Annotated in this window: 13 protein-coding genes; 3 read left to right on the top strand and 10 right to left on the bottom strand. The window is 47.4% G+C overall.

Annotation, left to right across the window (positions count from 1 at the left end):
• The first annotated feature begins 34 nt into the window (after nt 1–34).
• Complete coding sequence (locus ACRRSY_RS14010) at nt 35–490, top strand: GFA family protein (RefSeq protein ID WP_432463484.1); 456 nt, start codon at nt 35–37, stop codon at nt 488–490.
• Between the two features lie 144 nt (nt 491–634).
• Here the strand turns inward: ACRRSY_RS14010 and ACRRSY_RS14005 are convergent, their stop codons facing one another.
• On the bottom strand, nt 635–1,111 hold the full coding sequence (locus ACRRSY_RS14005; protein ID WP_432463483.1) for a GNAT family N-acetyltransferase: 477 nt from the start codon (nt 1,109–1,111) through the stop codon (nt 635–637).
• A gap of 351 nt (nt 1,112–1,462) precedes the next feature.
• Between ACRRSY_RS14005 and ACRRSY_RS14000 the strand changes: the two genes are divergently transcribed.
• A complete protein-coding gene (locus ACRRSY_RS14000) occupies nt 1,463–2,032 on the top strand; it encodes a flavodoxin family protein (protein WP_432463482.1) in 570 nt (189 codons plus the stop codon).
• Nucleotides 2,033–2,053: 21 nt separating this feature from the next.
• Here ACRRSY_RS14000 and ACRRSY_RS13995 read toward each other — a convergent pair whose 3' ends face one another.
• Both ACRRSY_RS13995 and ACRRSY_RS13990 read right to left on the bottom strand, forming a co-directional pair.
• Nucleotides 2,054–2,359 (bottom strand): NIPSNAP family protein, encoded by a 306-nt coding sequence (locus tag ACRRSY_RS13995; RefSeq protein ID WP_432461120.1) that lies wholly within the window; start codon nt 2,357–2,359, stop codon nt 2,054–2,056.
• An 89-nt stretch (nt 2,360–2,448) separates the two neighbouring features.
• A complete protein-coding gene (locus ACRRSY_RS13990) occupies nt 2,449–2,964 on the bottom strand; it encodes a hypothetical protein (protein WP_432463481.1) in 516 nt (171 codons plus the stop codon).
• Between the two features lie 280 nt (nt 2,965–3,244).
• Between ACRRSY_RS13990 and ACRRSY_RS13985 the strand changes: the two genes are divergently transcribed.
• Nucleotides 3,245–4,081 (top strand): MBL fold metallo-hydrolase, encoded by an 837-nt coding sequence (locus tag ACRRSY_RS13985; RefSeq protein WP_432463480.1) that lies wholly within the window; start codon nt 3,245–3,247, stop codon nt 4,079–4,081.
• 505 nt (nt 4,082–4,586) lie between these two features.
• Here ACRRSY_RS13985 and ACRRSY_RS13980 read toward each other — a convergent pair.
• From ACRRSY_RS13980 to ACRRSY_RS13950, 7 genes are read right to left on the bottom strand one after another with little or no spacing between them, the layout of a single operon-like run.
• Nucleotides 4,587–5,918, bottom strand: a complete 1,332-nt coding sequence (locus tag ACRRSY_RS13980; protein WP_432463479.1) for a lysine N(6)-hydroxylase/L-ornithine N(5)-oxygenase family protein — start codon at nt 5,916–5,918, stop codon at nt 4,587–4,589.
• 9 nt (nt 5,919–5,927) lie between these two features.
• Complete coding sequence (locus ACRRSY_RS13975) at nt 5,928–8,702, bottom strand: GNAT family N-acetyltransferase (RefSeq protein ID WP_432463478.1); 2,775 nt, start codon at nt 8,700–8,702, stop codon at nt 5,928–5,930.
• Nucleotides 8,699–9,322 carry a nitroreductase family protein gene (locus ACRRSY_RS13970; protein WP_432452609.1) on the bottom strand — a complete coding sequence of 208 codons (624 nt, stop codon included), beginning with the start codon at nt 9,320–9,322 and terminating at the stop codon, nt 8,699–8,701. The genes ACRRSY_RS13975 and ACRRSY_RS13970 overlap by 4 nt, the downstream gene beginning before the upstream one ends.
• A complete protein-coding gene (locus tag ACRRSY_RS13965) occupies nt 9,303–11,237 on the bottom strand; it encodes an iron ABC transporter permease (protein WP_432463477.1) in 1,935 nt (644 codons plus the stop codon). Before ACRRSY_RS13965 ends, ACRRSY_RS13970 begins: the two co-directional genes overlap by 20 nt.
• Nucleotides 11,230–12,192, bottom strand: coding sequence for an ABC transporter substrate-binding protein (locus ACRRSY_RS13960; protein WP_432459634.1), 963 nt, complete (start codon nt 12,190–12,192; stop codon nt 11,230–11,232). Before ACRRSY_RS13960 ends, ACRRSY_RS13965 begins: the two co-directional genes overlap by 8 nt.
• The gene (locus tag ACRRSY_RS13955; protein WP_432452612.1) at nt 12,189–12,959 is read right to left on the bottom strand and encodes an ABC transporter ATP-binding protein; all 771 of its coding nucleotides are present in this window, start codon (nt 12,957–12,959) and stop codon (nt 12,189–12,191) included. Before ACRRSY_RS13955 ends, ACRRSY_RS13960 begins: the two co-directional genes overlap by 4 nt.
• A 10-nt stretch (nt 12,960–12,969) precedes the next feature.
• Entirely contained in the window at nt 12,970–15,189 is a 2,220-nt protein-coding gene (locus ACRRSY_RS13950; protein ID WP_432463476.1) for a TonB-dependent receptor, read from the bottom strand.
• Nucleotides 15,190–15,213: the final 24 nt, after the last annotated feature.

Genomic DNA, 15,213 nt, shown 5'->3' with positions numbered 1-15,213 from the left:
GACGCAAAAAGCGGCACGGCTGATTTGCGATGTTATGCGTACTTTTCGATTAAGGAGATCGAGTTTGAAAGGTAACTGTTTGTGTGGCGAGGTGTCGTTTGAATTATCTGGTATCTTACCTCCGATTTATCAGTGTCATTGTTCGCTTTGTCGCAAAGTATCTGGGGCGTCATCGAATTCAGCTTTAATCGTCAGAGCTGATAGTTTTAAATGGCTTTCGGGGACAAATTCTATTAGTCGTTATGTTTCAAGTTCAGGTTTTAAATCGGAGTTTTGCCAATGTTGTGGAAGCCCTGTACCAAACATAAGCTCTAGCAAAGACACATATTGGGTACCAGTTGGTTTGATGTCTGAAGATTTAGCAACGACAATCAAGGCTCATGTTTACGTTAATTCGCGAGCAAACTGGGATGAGGCATTTATCTGCGACAACGTCGAAAAGTTTGCCACAATGCCTTCGGAATCTGAATGGTTGAAATTATCGGAGTAAGCGCACGCATACAAGCGTTTAAGACCGATTCAACGCTTGGTATTTTCCGGCTTATTTTGGGTTTAGTGTTTATGTCACAATGGTTTGGTAGGATGGTGGCGTTGCTCGCCACGTTACACCATCAACGCTTAACTCGTTTCTGTGTTACACCAGCATTTTATAGCTCATGATGTGCTGCGGCCCAGCAGGCCCTCCTCGATACAAATCTCCGGTGTCTTGAAAACCACATTGTGCGTAACATTGATAGGCTGCTTTATTTCGGCAGTTCACGGTTAAATATAGCGCTCTAAAAGATGGGTAAACTTTCTCGATATAATTGGGGAGTTGTAAGAGTACTTTTTTTGCAATGCCTTTGCCCTGAGAGTGCTGGTCTATGAGTAATGAGCGGATCCCTAATGAGTCTGGCGGACAAAAGTCATAACTTGCGCTATACGCTAAATCCAGGATGAAAAATCCGACCACTTGATCTTCAACGATGACGAGGTGCGGGTGTTCATGCGCTGCAAGTTTTGCGATTAACCCAGAGACATTGTCAATGGCAAATATGGCTTGTTCAGGTTTAACACTTAAGCCACTCACTTGTTGCGCCCGTTGGGCGCTATATTTTTCAATGATTGGCATCTAGTCCTCGAATATATTGATACTTAACTCTTTGTTAAATATTGGTAAAGCCATGGCTTCAGCCTAACAAGATTGGGGTGAATATAAAAGTGAGTCCACGCTAAAATCTCCAGCATTTAAATTTGTATGAGATGGCTCTATGGACAGCGAAGCAGAGCGGGCTCACGATCTTAACTGGCTTGTTTGTTTGGCAACATTGGGAAACAGGGACGACTGCTCGTTCAAAATGTATCTGCCTTCGTACTATGTATCTATAGCGCTTTAAACTCTTAACTCGCTCCAAAAACTCTTGACCTTAAGTTGACTTGAGGTTTTATGCTGCTGAATATTAACTGTTCAGGAGCAAAAAAGATGAAAGTAGCCGTTGTTTATTACAGCAAAACTGATATCACGCGACAATTAGCGCAAGCGATTATTGAGGGACTGAAAACACAAGCTTGTATTGAGGTGCTTGAGCATTGTATTACGGGGAAAGAAATCATAGCGGGCAGGTTTCAGAATAAACCATTATTTGAATCGATTCTGAGTTGTGATGCATTGCTCATGGGAACGCCAACTTATATGGGCGGGGTCTCGGCACAATTTAAAGCATTTGCCGATGCGAGCAGTGAGTATTGGTCTGAGCAACAGTGGGCTAATAAGCTGGCAGCTGGCTTCACTTGTGGCAGCGCTTTAAATGGTGATCAGTCGAGTACCTTGCAATATTTAACGATTCTGGCGAGCCAACATGGGATGTATTGGCTTGGTTTAGATACCGCTGATGGTTATCGAAATGATGGCTTAAATCGACTCGGTTGTCAGCTTGGGCTTGTGGCGCAAAGTCGTCACGATCAGGTCAATCCCGTTGATCTCGCAACCGCGAAATATTTGGGACAAAGAGTTTCAAATTTGCTGTTCCGATTGAATAAAGTTGACGGTTAAGCCTAAGTTTCATAGGGATGCTTATTTAAATACAGGGCGGAAAAAACTGCGTTGGTAACTCACAATACAGTCCGTCTCTTCAGCAAATCGAAAGGCTGCAATACACTCTGGATCGGCCAAGGATTTAGTCCGATAGTCTTCATATATGGCTAGACTGGGAAAGCTGAATAGGGCTAAGGCAATATTGTTAGCGCCTTCCGACGGTAGGAAATAGCCATGGTGTTGACCACCAAACCTTTCGACCAAAGGGATCCACATCTTTGCATATTTTTCGAATTCCTTTGCTTTTTTCGGGTCAATTACATAGTTCAGATAGCAAGTGATCATCAATTTTGAACTCCAGTTTAGATTGTTTTTTAAAACTAAATATTGTGCAACAACTTACTTATTGTTGACGATGTTTGTCTCATCGCAATTTATTGCGACGGCGCTTCGATAATCGCTTGGGTGGTATAATTTTTATCTAACACAAAGCGTTGTTGGGTGTCTCCCAATGTGAGGGTAAACCCATCTGTCTCTAAGCTATAGTTCCAATCTTGTTCGTAAGATGTCAGTTTGCTTTCGTTTATCTCATAGTAGGAACCGCCCAAGGCATAGAGTTTACCTTCGATGGAAGCCATATAATCTTGATCGAAACCGTCGTCTTGAATTACATGTAGCTCTGTCGCTTGGTATACCCATCCGTCTCGGAAAAGATAGTAGTAGTCTCTGGAAAATAGCTCGTCGCTTCCATCGTTGTCTTTATCTTGTATTTTTTCAATGGGATAGAGGGTCAGCTTATTTCCTTTTTGCTCAGAGTACAGACGCCATACGTGGTTTTGTAGCGCTTGTTCTGCCGTAGCAACTGGATTGCTGTCGCCTGAATCTCCTTGACCACAGCCGAGTAGTAGAAAAACAGAAATGAGTTGGAATGATATGAGTAAATTTTTCATCTTTATCCTTAACTTTGAATTCGATGATTGAGTTTCGATGGCGACGATGGTTTCTCTTTAGAATGACTGATGGTGCCTCGTCATCTTTTTGCGCTGTCAGTATCACTAGCTGATACTCTAGACACTACTTTATTTTTGTTTCTTTGCCAAACAACTTATGTTGATGATTACTTAAGTGAAATTAAAGCGAATGAAGGATAGGTTAAGTTCGATATTGTTTATATTCAGGTGTATCTTGTTGATACACTCCAAGCTCAAAATGGTCGCTGAGAATTAAATTATGGAATTGAAAGTTTTAGTCGATAACAACACCATCATTGATCGTTATTTTTTGGCTGAGCCCGCTGTTTCATATTTAATTCGCGAGGGTGATACCAAGATATTATTTGATGTGGGATATTCAGATATTTTGATAAAAAACGCTCAAAAAATGAATGAATCTCTTATGGATATTGATTATGTGGTTATTTCTCACGGGCATAATGATCATACTGGTGGTTTAGTTCCTCTTGTGAAATATTACTCCGAAGCAAAAGCTGAACATTTTAACTATCCCCATCCAACACTTATCGCTCATCCAGATGCTTTTTCATATAAAGAATATGAAGGTGATGACATCGGTTCAAGTTTAGATCGTAAGCGATTAGCTCGGTATTTCAATACACGTTTAGTCACTGAACCATTATGGATTACTGAGCACATTGTATTTTTAGGTGAGATAGAAAGAGCGAATAATTTTGAAAATATCGAACCAATTGGTCGGTGTGAGCACTTAGACTCAATGGTCGATGATTATGTGAAGGATGACTCCGCACTCGTCTATAAATCATCACAGGGCCTAGTGATTGTTACTGGATGTTCTCATTCCGGGATTTGTAATATTATCGAATACGCAAAAAAGGTTTGCGGTGATGAGCGAGTGATCGATGTCATTGGCGGTTTTCATCTTATGAATCCAAGTGAACTTCAAGCGGTAGGCACATTAAAATACTTCAGTGAGCAGAATATAGAAACGATTCACCCATGTCATTGCACAAGCTTGGAGTATAAAATAAATTTGTCTAAATCAAGCCATGTGGTAGATGTTGGTGTTGGTTTGTCTCTTGACTTCTCATAGATGGTTTTGCGATAAGTATCGACTGATAACAAAATGGCGCATTTAGAATAATCAGCGAGCAGATAAAATGAAGATGAGCATTTTCAGTGAATCACTTGTTTAGTTTCTTTCAATCAACAATCACCCGCTAGGCTTGGCAATGTTTGGGCTTTTGTTACAAAGTTCAAAGCCTTGCTCAGCTTTACTAGGGGGGGCATTCCTATTTATAAATACGGGCGGAAAAACCAAGCCCATAGCTCGTGATTCCCAATGGTACGCAATCAATATTTATATCCTACTGGTAGTACACAAGCCTTACACTCCTCAAAAAGCAGCCGCGACTATTGGTAGTATGCTACAAATTCGGTTAAGGGCTCATTTTCCCATGGCTATACGCTATAACGGTAAAATGTTCAGTTTAGCAGCCAAGGCACCAATTGATGCCTTGGCTGTCAAATCGCTATCATGGGTTCGTCGCGTTTAAGTGCAATCGCTCAATGACTTGAGCGATTGCTTTATGATTCGATTAAGCGTTAATCGCCGACAGCGTGGCGCTTTGATGGCGGCTGGCTAGACTTGAAGGGCTGAGGCCCCAGTCGATCATACTGTGCTTTTCTTCGATCTTATATAAGCTTTGCTCGCTGGCATGGTTGAGAATTTTGGCCGCTCGCCAACTGGCTAAGCTTAGTTGTGGTTCGGCGATCCCGTGGCTATGCAGTCCGGCATTCACCATATAAATGCGGTTTTTACTGGGGCCCTGCCAGTTCACATCAAAATCGGCGTTTAGCTGAATTTGACCAGCCGTATCGCGCTCAAATAACTTGCTGAGCTCGGCGATGCAGGGAGGAAGGGCGCGTTGGTAGCCAGTGCAGAGGATCACCACGTCGGCGTCCAGTTGGGTCGTATTCTGGTTCAGGCCATGCTTGAGCTGCAGTTGATAGCCAGTGTTGTGATCGCTGAGTGAAGTTAAGCTGCGATTTGGCTGAATCGACCACCAAGGCGGATTTCTAAGTACATAGCGGTCATGATAAAGGCGCTGGTAAATGCTCAAGAGGCAATCGTTAGTGATGCCATCGCTGGTGAATTTTTGGCGTGCTACCTCGCTATTCTTGATGTCTTGTTGCAGTGAGTAGAAACCATTAACGTAGTCGGGCATAAAATATTGGTCGGTAAAGCAGCTTTCATCGAGAACTTCGATGTTTGGTCTGCGCGATACCCAGGTTAATTGACTGACTTTGCCAAACTCACCATCAAAAACATGTTGAAATATATCGGCGCCGCTTTGTCCGCCACCAATAATCGCCACTCGTTTGCCGCTTAAGTTGGGTTTACGAAGGCCCAATTCACTGGCATGAAAACAAGTATCGTTGACTAAGGCTTGGCAGAAATCGGGCATCTTGGGGCGAGTGCCAGTGCCGATCACCAAATGGCGACTATGCAAGCGCTGTTGTTTGGTTTCCAGGGTAAACCGACCTTGCTCAAAGCTCACCGACTGAACTTCATGATCAAATTGGGTATTGGGCAGTGCCTGCGCCGCCCATGACAGATAGTCGGAAAACTCTAAACGAGAAATAACCGACTGACCCGAGGCAATGAAGGGGTAGAGCTTTTGTTGGCTCACTAAATAGTTAAGAAAGCTATAGGGATTGGTGGGATCGACACTCGTCACTAAATCTTTCAAATAAGAGGTTTGCATTTTTGCATCACTTAGCAGCATGCCGGGATGCCAGGCAAAGCGGGCTTGTTTTTCTAAAAATAAAGTTGAGAGCTGCGCTTTGCTGCTGGCAAGCGCTGCAATGCTGAGGTTGAACGGGCCAATGCCAATGCCCAGTAAATCATATGCTGGTGTATTCATCATGCGAAACCTCTAGATTACAAACTGATTAAAGAAACGTTCTCGCTCGCACTGTAGTAATGCGGCTCGTTTGTGTGGAAAATCAAACTCAAATTGCTTTTCTAAGCCTAAGCGCTCGGTGATTTTAACCACGCGATGGTTATCTGCGCGTGGTTCGCCCATCACCCGCTGGGTTCGCGGATCATCAAGAAAACAATATTGAATAATTGCGCAGCCCCAGGTATCAAAATAAACACCGCCGCGAAAATCGAAATTGCCCACCAAAATGTGTACTCCTCGGTCATAATTCTGATAGGCATAATGGGGACCTAAACGGTCTTCAGGGGTCCAGTAAACCTCGAAGTAACCAAAGGGCACGCCATCAAATTCGCCAATTACCGCGTATTGGTGAGGATCTGAGCGCATCTGTTCTAGATAGCTTGCATGTTGTTCAAGGCTGCCAGCTAATTCCCAAACGGGGGCGATCATGGGGTGGTTGTGCCAGTGATGAAAGCTATTCAAGTCGCGCTGTTGATCGATCACTCGAAAGCTTAGTTGTCGCTTCAAATGATAGTAGTAACGGGTGAATACTTGGCCAGTGGGTTTGTTGGGACGCCGTGGGTGCTCAATGCCATTGGCAGCCGTTAAGTGTTGAGTGGGTGGCAACTCGGCTTGTGGCTCTCGCCATAGCGGGGCAATTTGTAAAAATTGATGCAGGCTCAAGCAGGGCCCCGTTTCGCCTTGGCTGGAGGCTTCTAAATGAGCGCTGGCAGCCTCGGGGAAATAGTCTGCTTGTAAGTGGCTTGCTTTGAGCTGGTAAAAAGCATGCTCGGCGGCGCTCCACCAAACTAAATCATCACTGTGTGGTGCATCGCTAACAAGCCTTAAATCCAGATGGCATTGCCGTTGGTGCAACAGTGCTTTGCCCTGAGCAGTGGTTTGGCCGTATTCTCGTACGCTGAATTCAAGACGACCAGCACTCGTTTGCTCGTCTGTAAAACACAGCTGGCGGCCACCTGCTAAGGTTTTATGGCTTTGTGGTTGTGCTGCGCTCAGCTGTAAGGGATTGGCAATGTCGCAATAGATTCGACTGGGATCACTGAGCGTGGCTTCGTTATGATCGGCCAAGAAGCAATAAAAATTACGCTTCCAATGCAGCGTGGGTGAGTCCAATACATAGTCATAGAAGGAGCTATCTTTTGGCCGAGCTGCGCGTAGCGCCGAGAGTTTATCGCAGCAGAGAGACCATAATTGTTGCTCGCTTATCAAGCCCTCGGCGCCAATTGCCGCAATGGTGTTGAGGAGGGTGTTGCCAATCAAGTAATAAGCATGGAAGGGATTAAGCTGTTGCGCTGGCATAAAATAGGCGGGCGACTGCTGGTTAAGCTCTTCTTTAAAGCGTTTTAGGGCAAGATCGGTTAGGCCGATGCCCTGGCAATCGCGGTAGGCCATTCCTGCTGGCAGGTTATTCTCAATTTGCAAAACAATGTTTTGTTGATGCGCCAACAACACGATTCCGTAATCGCTGCGGGCAATACACAGCGGGGCAATCACCTGGTCCATGAAGGCCGAAAACCAGACTAGAGCCGCATTCTGCTGGCTTAAGTTTTGTTGTTCAGCATAGCCTCGGATCCATCGACAGGTCTGTGCCGAAGGTTGCGCTAGGCTGGTCTGATTGGCACTGGCTAATAGATAGTAATTAGCTGGGTCGAGCGTTTGCGCTTCATCGCTTGCTTGATAGAAAGGGTTTTGCCGTAAGCAGCTCAGACTTAAGTCGAGCACATTGCCATGCTGATCGGCGATCGCAGCCCACAGGGGTTCTTCCATAAAACAGGTGGTTGCTAAGCGTTGTTGCAACTCTTGACCGCTGCGAGTTTGCAACAGCCGACTAAATTGAATGCCGCGCTCGGCCTCGGTACTGGATAGTAGGCGCAATGAATTGGTTAGTTTGACTGGTAATGAGACCTTGAGCATCCATGGGAGCTGAGGGTGATAGATGGCACGTGTTGATGAGGTGGCGGTCCAGCCTGTCGAATTCAGTTGCAGATCTTTCACCACCGCTGACAGTTGTGTGGCTGAATCGCTATTGCGCCAGGCCTGCGCCTGCAAGGGGTGCATCGGCAGCGGCCACCACTCTTGGCCCAATTGTGCTTGCGCCACAAGCTCAGGTTGCTGCGCAAAACTGGCCTGAAAAAAGGCCAATAGTTGTTGCTGAACACGCTGTAATTCGGTTTGCGCTGTACCTGTACTGTCTTGCTCTGGTTGGCCGAGTGAACATTGGCCAACGAAGTGCTGTTGATGGACTGCAAACCATTCTATGGCAAATTGGCCTGCATGTTCTGGCAGATATTGGCGTTGTTGCTGGGCGTTTAAAGGCTCACAACTTTTCGCCGCTGGATGCATGCTATGACCAGCAGTGAGACTTTGCTCGGCATGAATAAATTGCTCGGTCGAATCCTCTGAGCGGGCGGCGAGGGCTGCTTCCGCTTCTATAATTGATTGCTGCGATCCGCATATGCGTTGCCGAAAGTTTTGTTTTCGCTGCTCGTCAATCTCGGGATAGAGCTGCTCGAGCACTAAATCTAGGGCTTGAGAAAAGTCAATGATTTGCTGCTGCTCTGCCTGATGTAAGATGATTTTGCCCGTATAACGATGACGCCACGCAGGGGAGCAATAGCTAAGCTTCAACTCTAGGGTCTGGCTTGGACAAAGCGGCAGGAATACCGAATTACCCTCCAAGTGTTTGTTAGTGGTTTCAACAAGTAGGCTATTGAAGAAAGCTTGTTGGCCTAGCGGATGAGTGTTCACTTATTTGCCTCCTGTTTGCTGGACGAGTGATTTAGCCAAGGGCTGAGCTGGCCAGCCCCTTGCCATTGAAAGGTGTAAGTTCGAGCATCTTTGCGTTTTTTTTGTCGAGGATTGAGCGGCGTGCCTAAGATCAAAAAGCCTACCGGGTGATGCTGTGGTTGCAAGCCCAGTAGCGGTCTCACTTTGGGGAGTGAGACCGCATCGGTGCTGTACCATACGCCACCAAAACCCAGCCCATCGGCTGCCAGCAGAATCATTTGGCAGGCGGCTGCGGCCGACAAGATTTGATCCTGCTCGGAGATCTTGCTATGCGGTTGGAGTGCCGCCGACACCAATATCATGCTTGGTGCCTGCTTTAAGTAGTTGGCGAGGCGTTTGGCGCGTTGCGGATCTAAGTCTTGTTCAGAATCCTGCCAAGCTTGCTGTAAGTGCTCGATTAATTCCCCGATCTGTTGGTGTTCGATCACTAAAAAGTGCCACGGGTTCAAGTTGCCGTGATCGGGGGTGCTCATGGCTGCCTGCAAGATTTGTTGCAGTTGGCTTGGATTGGGCGCGGGAAAGCCCATTTCATGTACATGATAAGACACCCGACGATTCAGACTATTGAGTAGCTCGGTCATTATTTTTTCGATATCCAATAAATAGCAATAATAAGAAGTACAGGCTGCCGATGACGGACACCATTAAGCCAGCGGGGATTTCGTTCGGTGACAATAGGCTGCGGCCTAAGCCATCGGCCCAAATTAGTAAAATAGCTCCGGTTAGGCCCGCGGCCGGGAGCAACTGAACATGACGGTATAATCCTAGAAGGCGGGCGCAATGCGGCGCCAGTAAGCCAACAAAGCTAATTGCGCCAATGCTGGAAACACAAATGGCAGTGAGTAGCGCCGATACAATCAGTAAGATGCGTCGCTGATGTTGCAAAGGGATCCCGACGGCTCGGGGAATAATTTCGCCCAGCGGCAAAATATCTAAACTGCGCAGGAATGGCACAATACTGCCGAGGCTGAGTAGGAGAACCACCGCTAAGGGTAAGATCCGATCAGTCGATGCACCATAGGTGGTGCCCGCTAACCACATCATGGTGACAGAAGCGGTCGAGCTGCCAAAGGTGAGTAGAATATGGGTGGCTGTGCCGGCAAAGGCGGAGATTACAATGCCAAACAAGGCCAGTTGCGAGACACTTAACTGCTGCTTTAATCCCCAAGATAACAAGCCAATCACCAGGCCCGCACCAACTAAAGCTGCGATGGTAAGGCTGAATTGTCCGGCGCCGGGATAAATCACTAATACGCAGGCAATTAATAAGACAGCAAAAGCGCTCACGCCGGATATATCGGGACTCGCCATCGGGTTTTTAAATAGGGTTTGCAGTAAGGTTCCGGCGCAGGCGAGGCCAAAACCGCCTAGCCCTGCTAGTAATACCCGCTGGTTTACCCAGCTTGCGCCAAGTTCTCCCGGCATTTTTAGGCAAAGCGTTAAAGTGGCCAAGAGTAGCAGTATTAAGCCACCGAGTACCCATTGGGCGCGGGCATGGATTAGTGGTTTTAAGGCGATGGTTTGGGTTTCCGTAGCCGCTAAGGCCCTGCCAGATTTTTGGAATAATAAGTAAATAAAGTAAGGGGCTCCGAGCAGCGCAGTAAATGCCCCCGTAGGTAGACGATAGCCTAAGAATAACAGGCTACGTGAACACCACTCGGCGGCCAGCACTAATACTGCTCCGAGTATCATGGTGAGCAGCCATTGTAGTAGCATCGCTTGGCGCGTATGACTGGCGCGTAATACTAAGCGGGCGAGGTGGGGTGCCATTAAACCGACAAAACCAACCATACCCACCAGTGCGGTGGCAAGGGCAGCCTGACTGATCGCCAGCAATAAAATCGCCCAACGCCAGCGTTTCACCGCTAAGCCTAAGGCGCTGGCGTGGGTATCGCCTAATAGAAATAAGGCCAGTCGTGGTAAGGCTAGGAGACCTATCAATAAAGTAAGGCTGATAGGCAATGCCGTTTGTTTGAGTAGTTCGGTATTGGTTTGCAAGACCTGACCGCTGCCCCATAGGAACAGGCCGTCGGTTTGGTTTTCAAAATACAACAATAGTAATGAAGAGACCGCGCCAGCACCTAGGCCCAGCGCCATACCAATTAGTACCACAGGCAGCTTACCGCCACCAATTAGCTGGCTGACCGTCAAGACTAATAGGGATAATAAGGCTGCGCCGAGCAATGCGCCGCCCCATAACAGGCTGAGTCCGGCTTCGGGGAGCAGTACCCGCACCAACACTGCACCTAATAAGGCACCGGCGGAAATACCCAAGGTTGAGGGTGAAGCAAAATCGTTATCTAAGGTGGTTTGAATGAATAAGCCAGAACTGGCAAATAGCGCGCCGGTGAGCAAGGCCATGGCAGCGGTGGGCAGCCACACATAGTCAAGCATGGCTTGAGCCAAATCAGCCGGGGCAATATTCGGGCGACTTAGAAAATAGACGGCGATGCTCAGTAGCATCAGTGAAGATACTGATAGTAGTGGCTTAACCATGTTGTTGCTCCTGCCAATCTAACAGTGATTGAGTGAAAGCCTCTGCCATTCTGATAGCTGATTCTGGGCCGCCAAAGCTCCATAAAGGAGTCACCTTAGAAAAGCGTTGTGCTTGCACAAAGGGCAGCTTAGACCAAACAGGGGAAAGGGTCATTCGCTCGCCATCGGCCTGATTTCCCGCCAAAATTAAATGGCTATGCTTGAGCTGAGGTAATTGCTCGAGTTGCAAGTGAGTAAAGTCTTTTCCCGGTAAGCCAGTTTGCCATTGATAGCGTAAGCCTAGTTGCAGCGCGACCGCGCCAGCTAAGCTGTCTCGTGTGAATACTCTTAAGCCATAACCCATGCCAACAAATTTGGCATAGCTGACTGAATAATTGGCTAAACCGGCAGTGGCGAGTTGTTGTTTCAGCTGCATGAAACGCTCATCCATCGCTTTGAGTTGTTGCACGGCTTGTTCGGTTTTGCCAAGCGCTTGAGCGATGTGGCGAAATACTCGCTGCGAGTGCTCGAAATAGTTAAAATCTGCTTGCTGTGGATGAGGAAATTGCTGATAGATGAGCGTGGGAGCAATCTGTTCCAAAGCGCTTAATAAGCGAGCATGGCGAAATTCGTAACCAATAATAAGGTCGGGCTTTAGTTGTGCAATGGCTGCTAAATTTGGCTCTTGACGTCGCCCTAGTTCGGTCACTTGTTCAGGCAGCTCGGGGTGGTTGGTTTGCCACTTTCGGTAGCCGGCATTTTGGGTCAGGCCAACTGGTGTGACACCTAAACTTAAGAGCATCTCTGCGGCCGACCAATTTAAGGCGACCACCCGTTGGGCGCTGTGGTTTAAGTGAATGCAGCTGGCTAAACACAGCTGCACTGGTGCCGCTTGGCTAGAGCTGCTAAGTAATGCACCGAGCACCAGTAAGCACTTCAATTGTCTTCGGTAAGCGCCTTTGAATATGCGGCTCATAGCTGCTCCTCTGGCCAAAGGACATGCTGCTGGCCGATTTGGTGGCTCCGTACTGGCGTTTGATAAACTTGACTGATCAAGGTCGCATTGATCACTTGAGCTACCGGGCCCTGGCTAACGATGCGGCCCTGGTTGATGAGAATGGCTCGGTCGCTATAACGGCTCGCTTGGTTGAGATCATGTAATACCCAAACGATGGTTTTTTTATATTGACGATTGAGTCGCTGCACTATTTTAAGCAAGGCTAATTGATGGGAGATGTCTAACCAAGAGGTGGGTTCGTCGAGCATCACCACTGGCGTGTCCTGGGCTAATACCATGGCCAGCCAGGCGCGTTGCAATTCACCACCCGATAATTCGGTGAGTTGGCGGTGGGCGTAGTCACCGATCCCGGTTTCATGCATTGACCAGTCGATGAGTTGCTTGTCACTGGCATTTAAGCGTTGGTACCACGGCCGATGTGGGTGACGACCAAAGGTGACCAGATCAGAGACGCTTAGGCTGGCCGGAACCGGATTACGTTGTGGCAGCAGTGCCAGCTGTTTCGCCAATTGGGCGCGAGGAATGGATTGTAGCGCCTGTCCTTGCAATACAACTTCGCCCTGTAAGGGACGGACTAAACCGCTTAATACCGACAATAAACTACTTTTGCCTGAACCATTGGGTCCGATCAACGCAGTGATCGAGCCCTCGATGATTTCACCACTCATGCTATTAAGAATGGTTGTTCCCCCCAATTGGAGGGAAATGTTATGGAAGCTTAACAATGAGTTATCCTTAGAAAACGGCGTTGTAGCTAACTGAGAAGGTGGTGCCTTTACCCTTGTAGGTAAATAACTCCGAGGCTGACAAGCTGCTATAAAGGATCTGTGCGCGCTGACTCCATAGGGTTTCGTAATCTTTGTTAAACAGATTTTGGATCCCAAAGTTAACCTGTCCCAGCTGCAGTGCGTAGTAGCCGTTTAGGTTTGCCAGTGAGTAACCATGAAGCTCGCTACCTTGATCATCACTGTAGTCGGCCAAGGTTTGCCATTGTAATTCAGCGCCGTAAGCTTGGTTGTCATAACCAAGGTTTAAGCTACCGTTAGAAGGACTCGCTTCTTCTGCCGCGAGTTTGTTCCAGGCACCATTGCTTTGGGTTTCGCTTTTGATTAAATGTGCTTGCAGACCGGTGTAGAAGTTATTGTCGAAGTAGTAGTTTGCCTGACTTTCAATACCATAAATTCGGCGTTGGTCATCGTTAACCACCACGGCTAGGGTACTTTTGTTGTAGGAGGTCGTTTTGTCGGAGATCGAATAGTAGCTGGCAACTTGTAGATCATAGTTACTGCTGGTTTTACGCCAACCAAGTTCAAAGGCATTGGTTTTTACGCCGCTGAGTCGATTGTCGGCCACATTAATGCTGTTGATTAAGTTTGGACCATCGCCATAGGTACCATCGTAGTTACCGTTCCCGTAATACTTCGCGGGATCGGGCAAGTTGAAACCTTGGCTGAAGTTAGCCCAAATTTGCTGCTGGTGGTCGATTTTATAGATGGCACTGAGATTAAATAGCAATTCATTATAATCACTTTTACCTCCTTTAATCACATCCGGATCGTTATACATCCCAATCGCTGACAGGTGTTGCTGTAAGAGGCCTACAATGTCACCGACTTCATGTTCGATGTGCTGATAGCGGAATCCACCCGACAGAGACCAATCGTTATTCACTTCCCACTTGGCTTGGGAAAATGCTGCGATATTGAGGGTGTCAATATCGGGGTAGCGCTGCAGGTTTTGGGTCTGTTTAAAGTTGAGACCGCCAGAAGCAAGTGCGGTATTGGCATCGTAAATTCGCTGTTTGGCGGAAAATGATTCTGATTCTGCATCGATGCCGTAAGTGAGCTGAACCTGATCAAAGTCTTTCACCAATACCAGTTTGCCGCCAAATACATCGGTTTCTTGAAGAGACGCACCATAGATCGGATAGCTATTGCCAGCTAAGGGGGAGCCGGTCACCCGATAAATAGAAGGAAAAGGAAAAAACTGCATCGACTCACTGCGGTAAAACAGTTGCGCCATCAGCGTTTGGCCCAGAATGTTGTGGTGCTGATATTGACCATTCACCATGACCCGTTCGGTGGATGGCTGTTCTTCAAGGGACAAGCCTTGTTGCACCGAAATTAGATCTGGCCGACCAAAAATCCCGGCGAGATTTGGTCCTAAATAGGTGCCGTAGTCGCTATCTTGTTCGCTGTTGTAATATTGCGCACTTAACGACAGCAGTTGCTGGTTATCGGGTTCAAATTCAAGATTGCCCATGATGTCGATGCTTTGATTAAACTGTAAGTCAGTTTGGGTGATATCTGGCAAAATCATCTGACCGTTGGCATCATAGGCTGCGCCGCTATCTTGGTAGGCGGCAGATAAACGGCCGCGCAGTTTTTCTGAGCCGCCAGCCACACTGAGTGCCAGTTTTTTATTCTGGTCATCACTATTGTTAAACCCAGATGAACCCGCTAAGTTGAGCGCTACTTCGGCAGGGCCGACGCTGGCCTTCTTGGTAATAATATTGATGATACCGCCAGCGGCTCCCGCGCCGTAAATCGCGGTCGCGCCGGAGAGCACTTCTACATGAGCAATATTGAAAGGGTCGATACTGTCTAACTGGCGGCTAATGGCTCGAGTTGAGTTGAGTGACACACCATCGATCATCACTAATGCCGAGCGTCCCCTTAAGTTTTGACCGTAATTGGTTCGACCCTCACCGCCAAAGTCAAAACTTGGGATCAATCGACCGAGTGCGGTTTTTAAATCGGCGCCAGCGTTCACTTGGCGTTCAATTTGCTGCTGGTCAATCACCCACATGGTGGCTGCTACATCGGCGATTGCGGTATCGGTCCGACTGGCAGTGACCACCATCGTGTCCAGGTTGGTGACGGCTTGAGCACTTGAAGCCATTAACAATAATGCAATGGGGCTCAACTTGGCTGTTAAAGGCGTTAATTTGTTCATTCGATTCCTTGAACTAAAGTGACA

Source organism: Agarivorans sp. QJM3NY_33, from assembly GCF_050870865.2.
Lineage (GTDB): Bacteria > Pseudomonadota > Gammaproteobacteria > Enterobacterales > Celerinatantimonadaceae > Agarivorans.
The sequence above is the reverse complement of the archived record's forward strand: the minus strand, read 5'-3'. Positions and strand labels throughout refer to the sequence as shown.

What these genes read in the sequence shown, in the direction of transcription:
- ACRRSY_RS13950 (WP_432463476.1), bottom strand. Translation starts at nt 15,189, where the DNA reads ATGAACAAATTAACGCCTTTAACAGCCAAGTTGAGCCCCATTGCATTA.
- ACRRSY_RS14000 (WP_432463482.1), top strand. Translation starts at nt 1,463, where the DNA reads ATGAAAGTAGCCGTTGTTTATTACAGCAAAACTGATATCACGCGACAA.
- ACRRSY_RS14010 (WP_432463484.1), top strand. Translation starts at nt 35, where the DNA reads ATGCGTACTTTTCGATTAAGGAGATCGAGTTTGAAAGGTAACTGTTTG.
- ACRRSY_RS13980 (WP_432463479.1), bottom strand. Translation starts at nt 5,918, where the DNA reads ATGATGAATACACCAGCATATGATTTACTGGGCATTGGCATTGGCCCG.
- ACRRSY_RS13990 (WP_432463481.1), bottom strand. Translation starts at nt 2,964, where the DNA reads ATGAAAAATTTACTCATATCATTCCAACTCATTTCTGTTTTTCTACTA.
- ACRRSY_RS13960 (WP_432459634.1), bottom strand. Translation starts at nt 12,192, where the DNA reads ATGAGCCGCATATTCAAAGGCGCTTACCGAAGACAATTGAAGTGCTTA.
- ACRRSY_RS14005 (WP_432463483.1), bottom strand. Translation starts at nt 1,111, where the DNA reads ATGCCAATCATTGAAAAATATAGCGCCCAACGGGCGCAACAAGTGAGT.
- ACRRSY_RS13970 (WP_432452609.1), bottom strand. Translation starts at nt 9,322, where the DNA reads ATGACCGAGCTACTCAATAGTCTGAATCGTCGGGTGTCTTATCATGTA.
- ACRRSY_RS13985 (WP_432463480.1), top strand. Translation starts at nt 3,245, where the DNA reads ATGGAATTGAAAGTTTTAGTCGATAACAACACCATCATTGATCGTTAT.
- ACRRSY_RS13995 (WP_432461120.1), bottom strand. Translation starts at nt 2,359, where the DNA reads ATGATCACTTGCTATCTGAACTATGTAATTGACCCGAAAAAAGCAAAG.
- ACRRSY_RS13965 (WP_432463477.1), bottom strand. Translation starts at nt 11,237, where the DNA reads ATGGTTAAGCCACTACTATCAGTATCTTCACTGATGCTACTGAGCATC.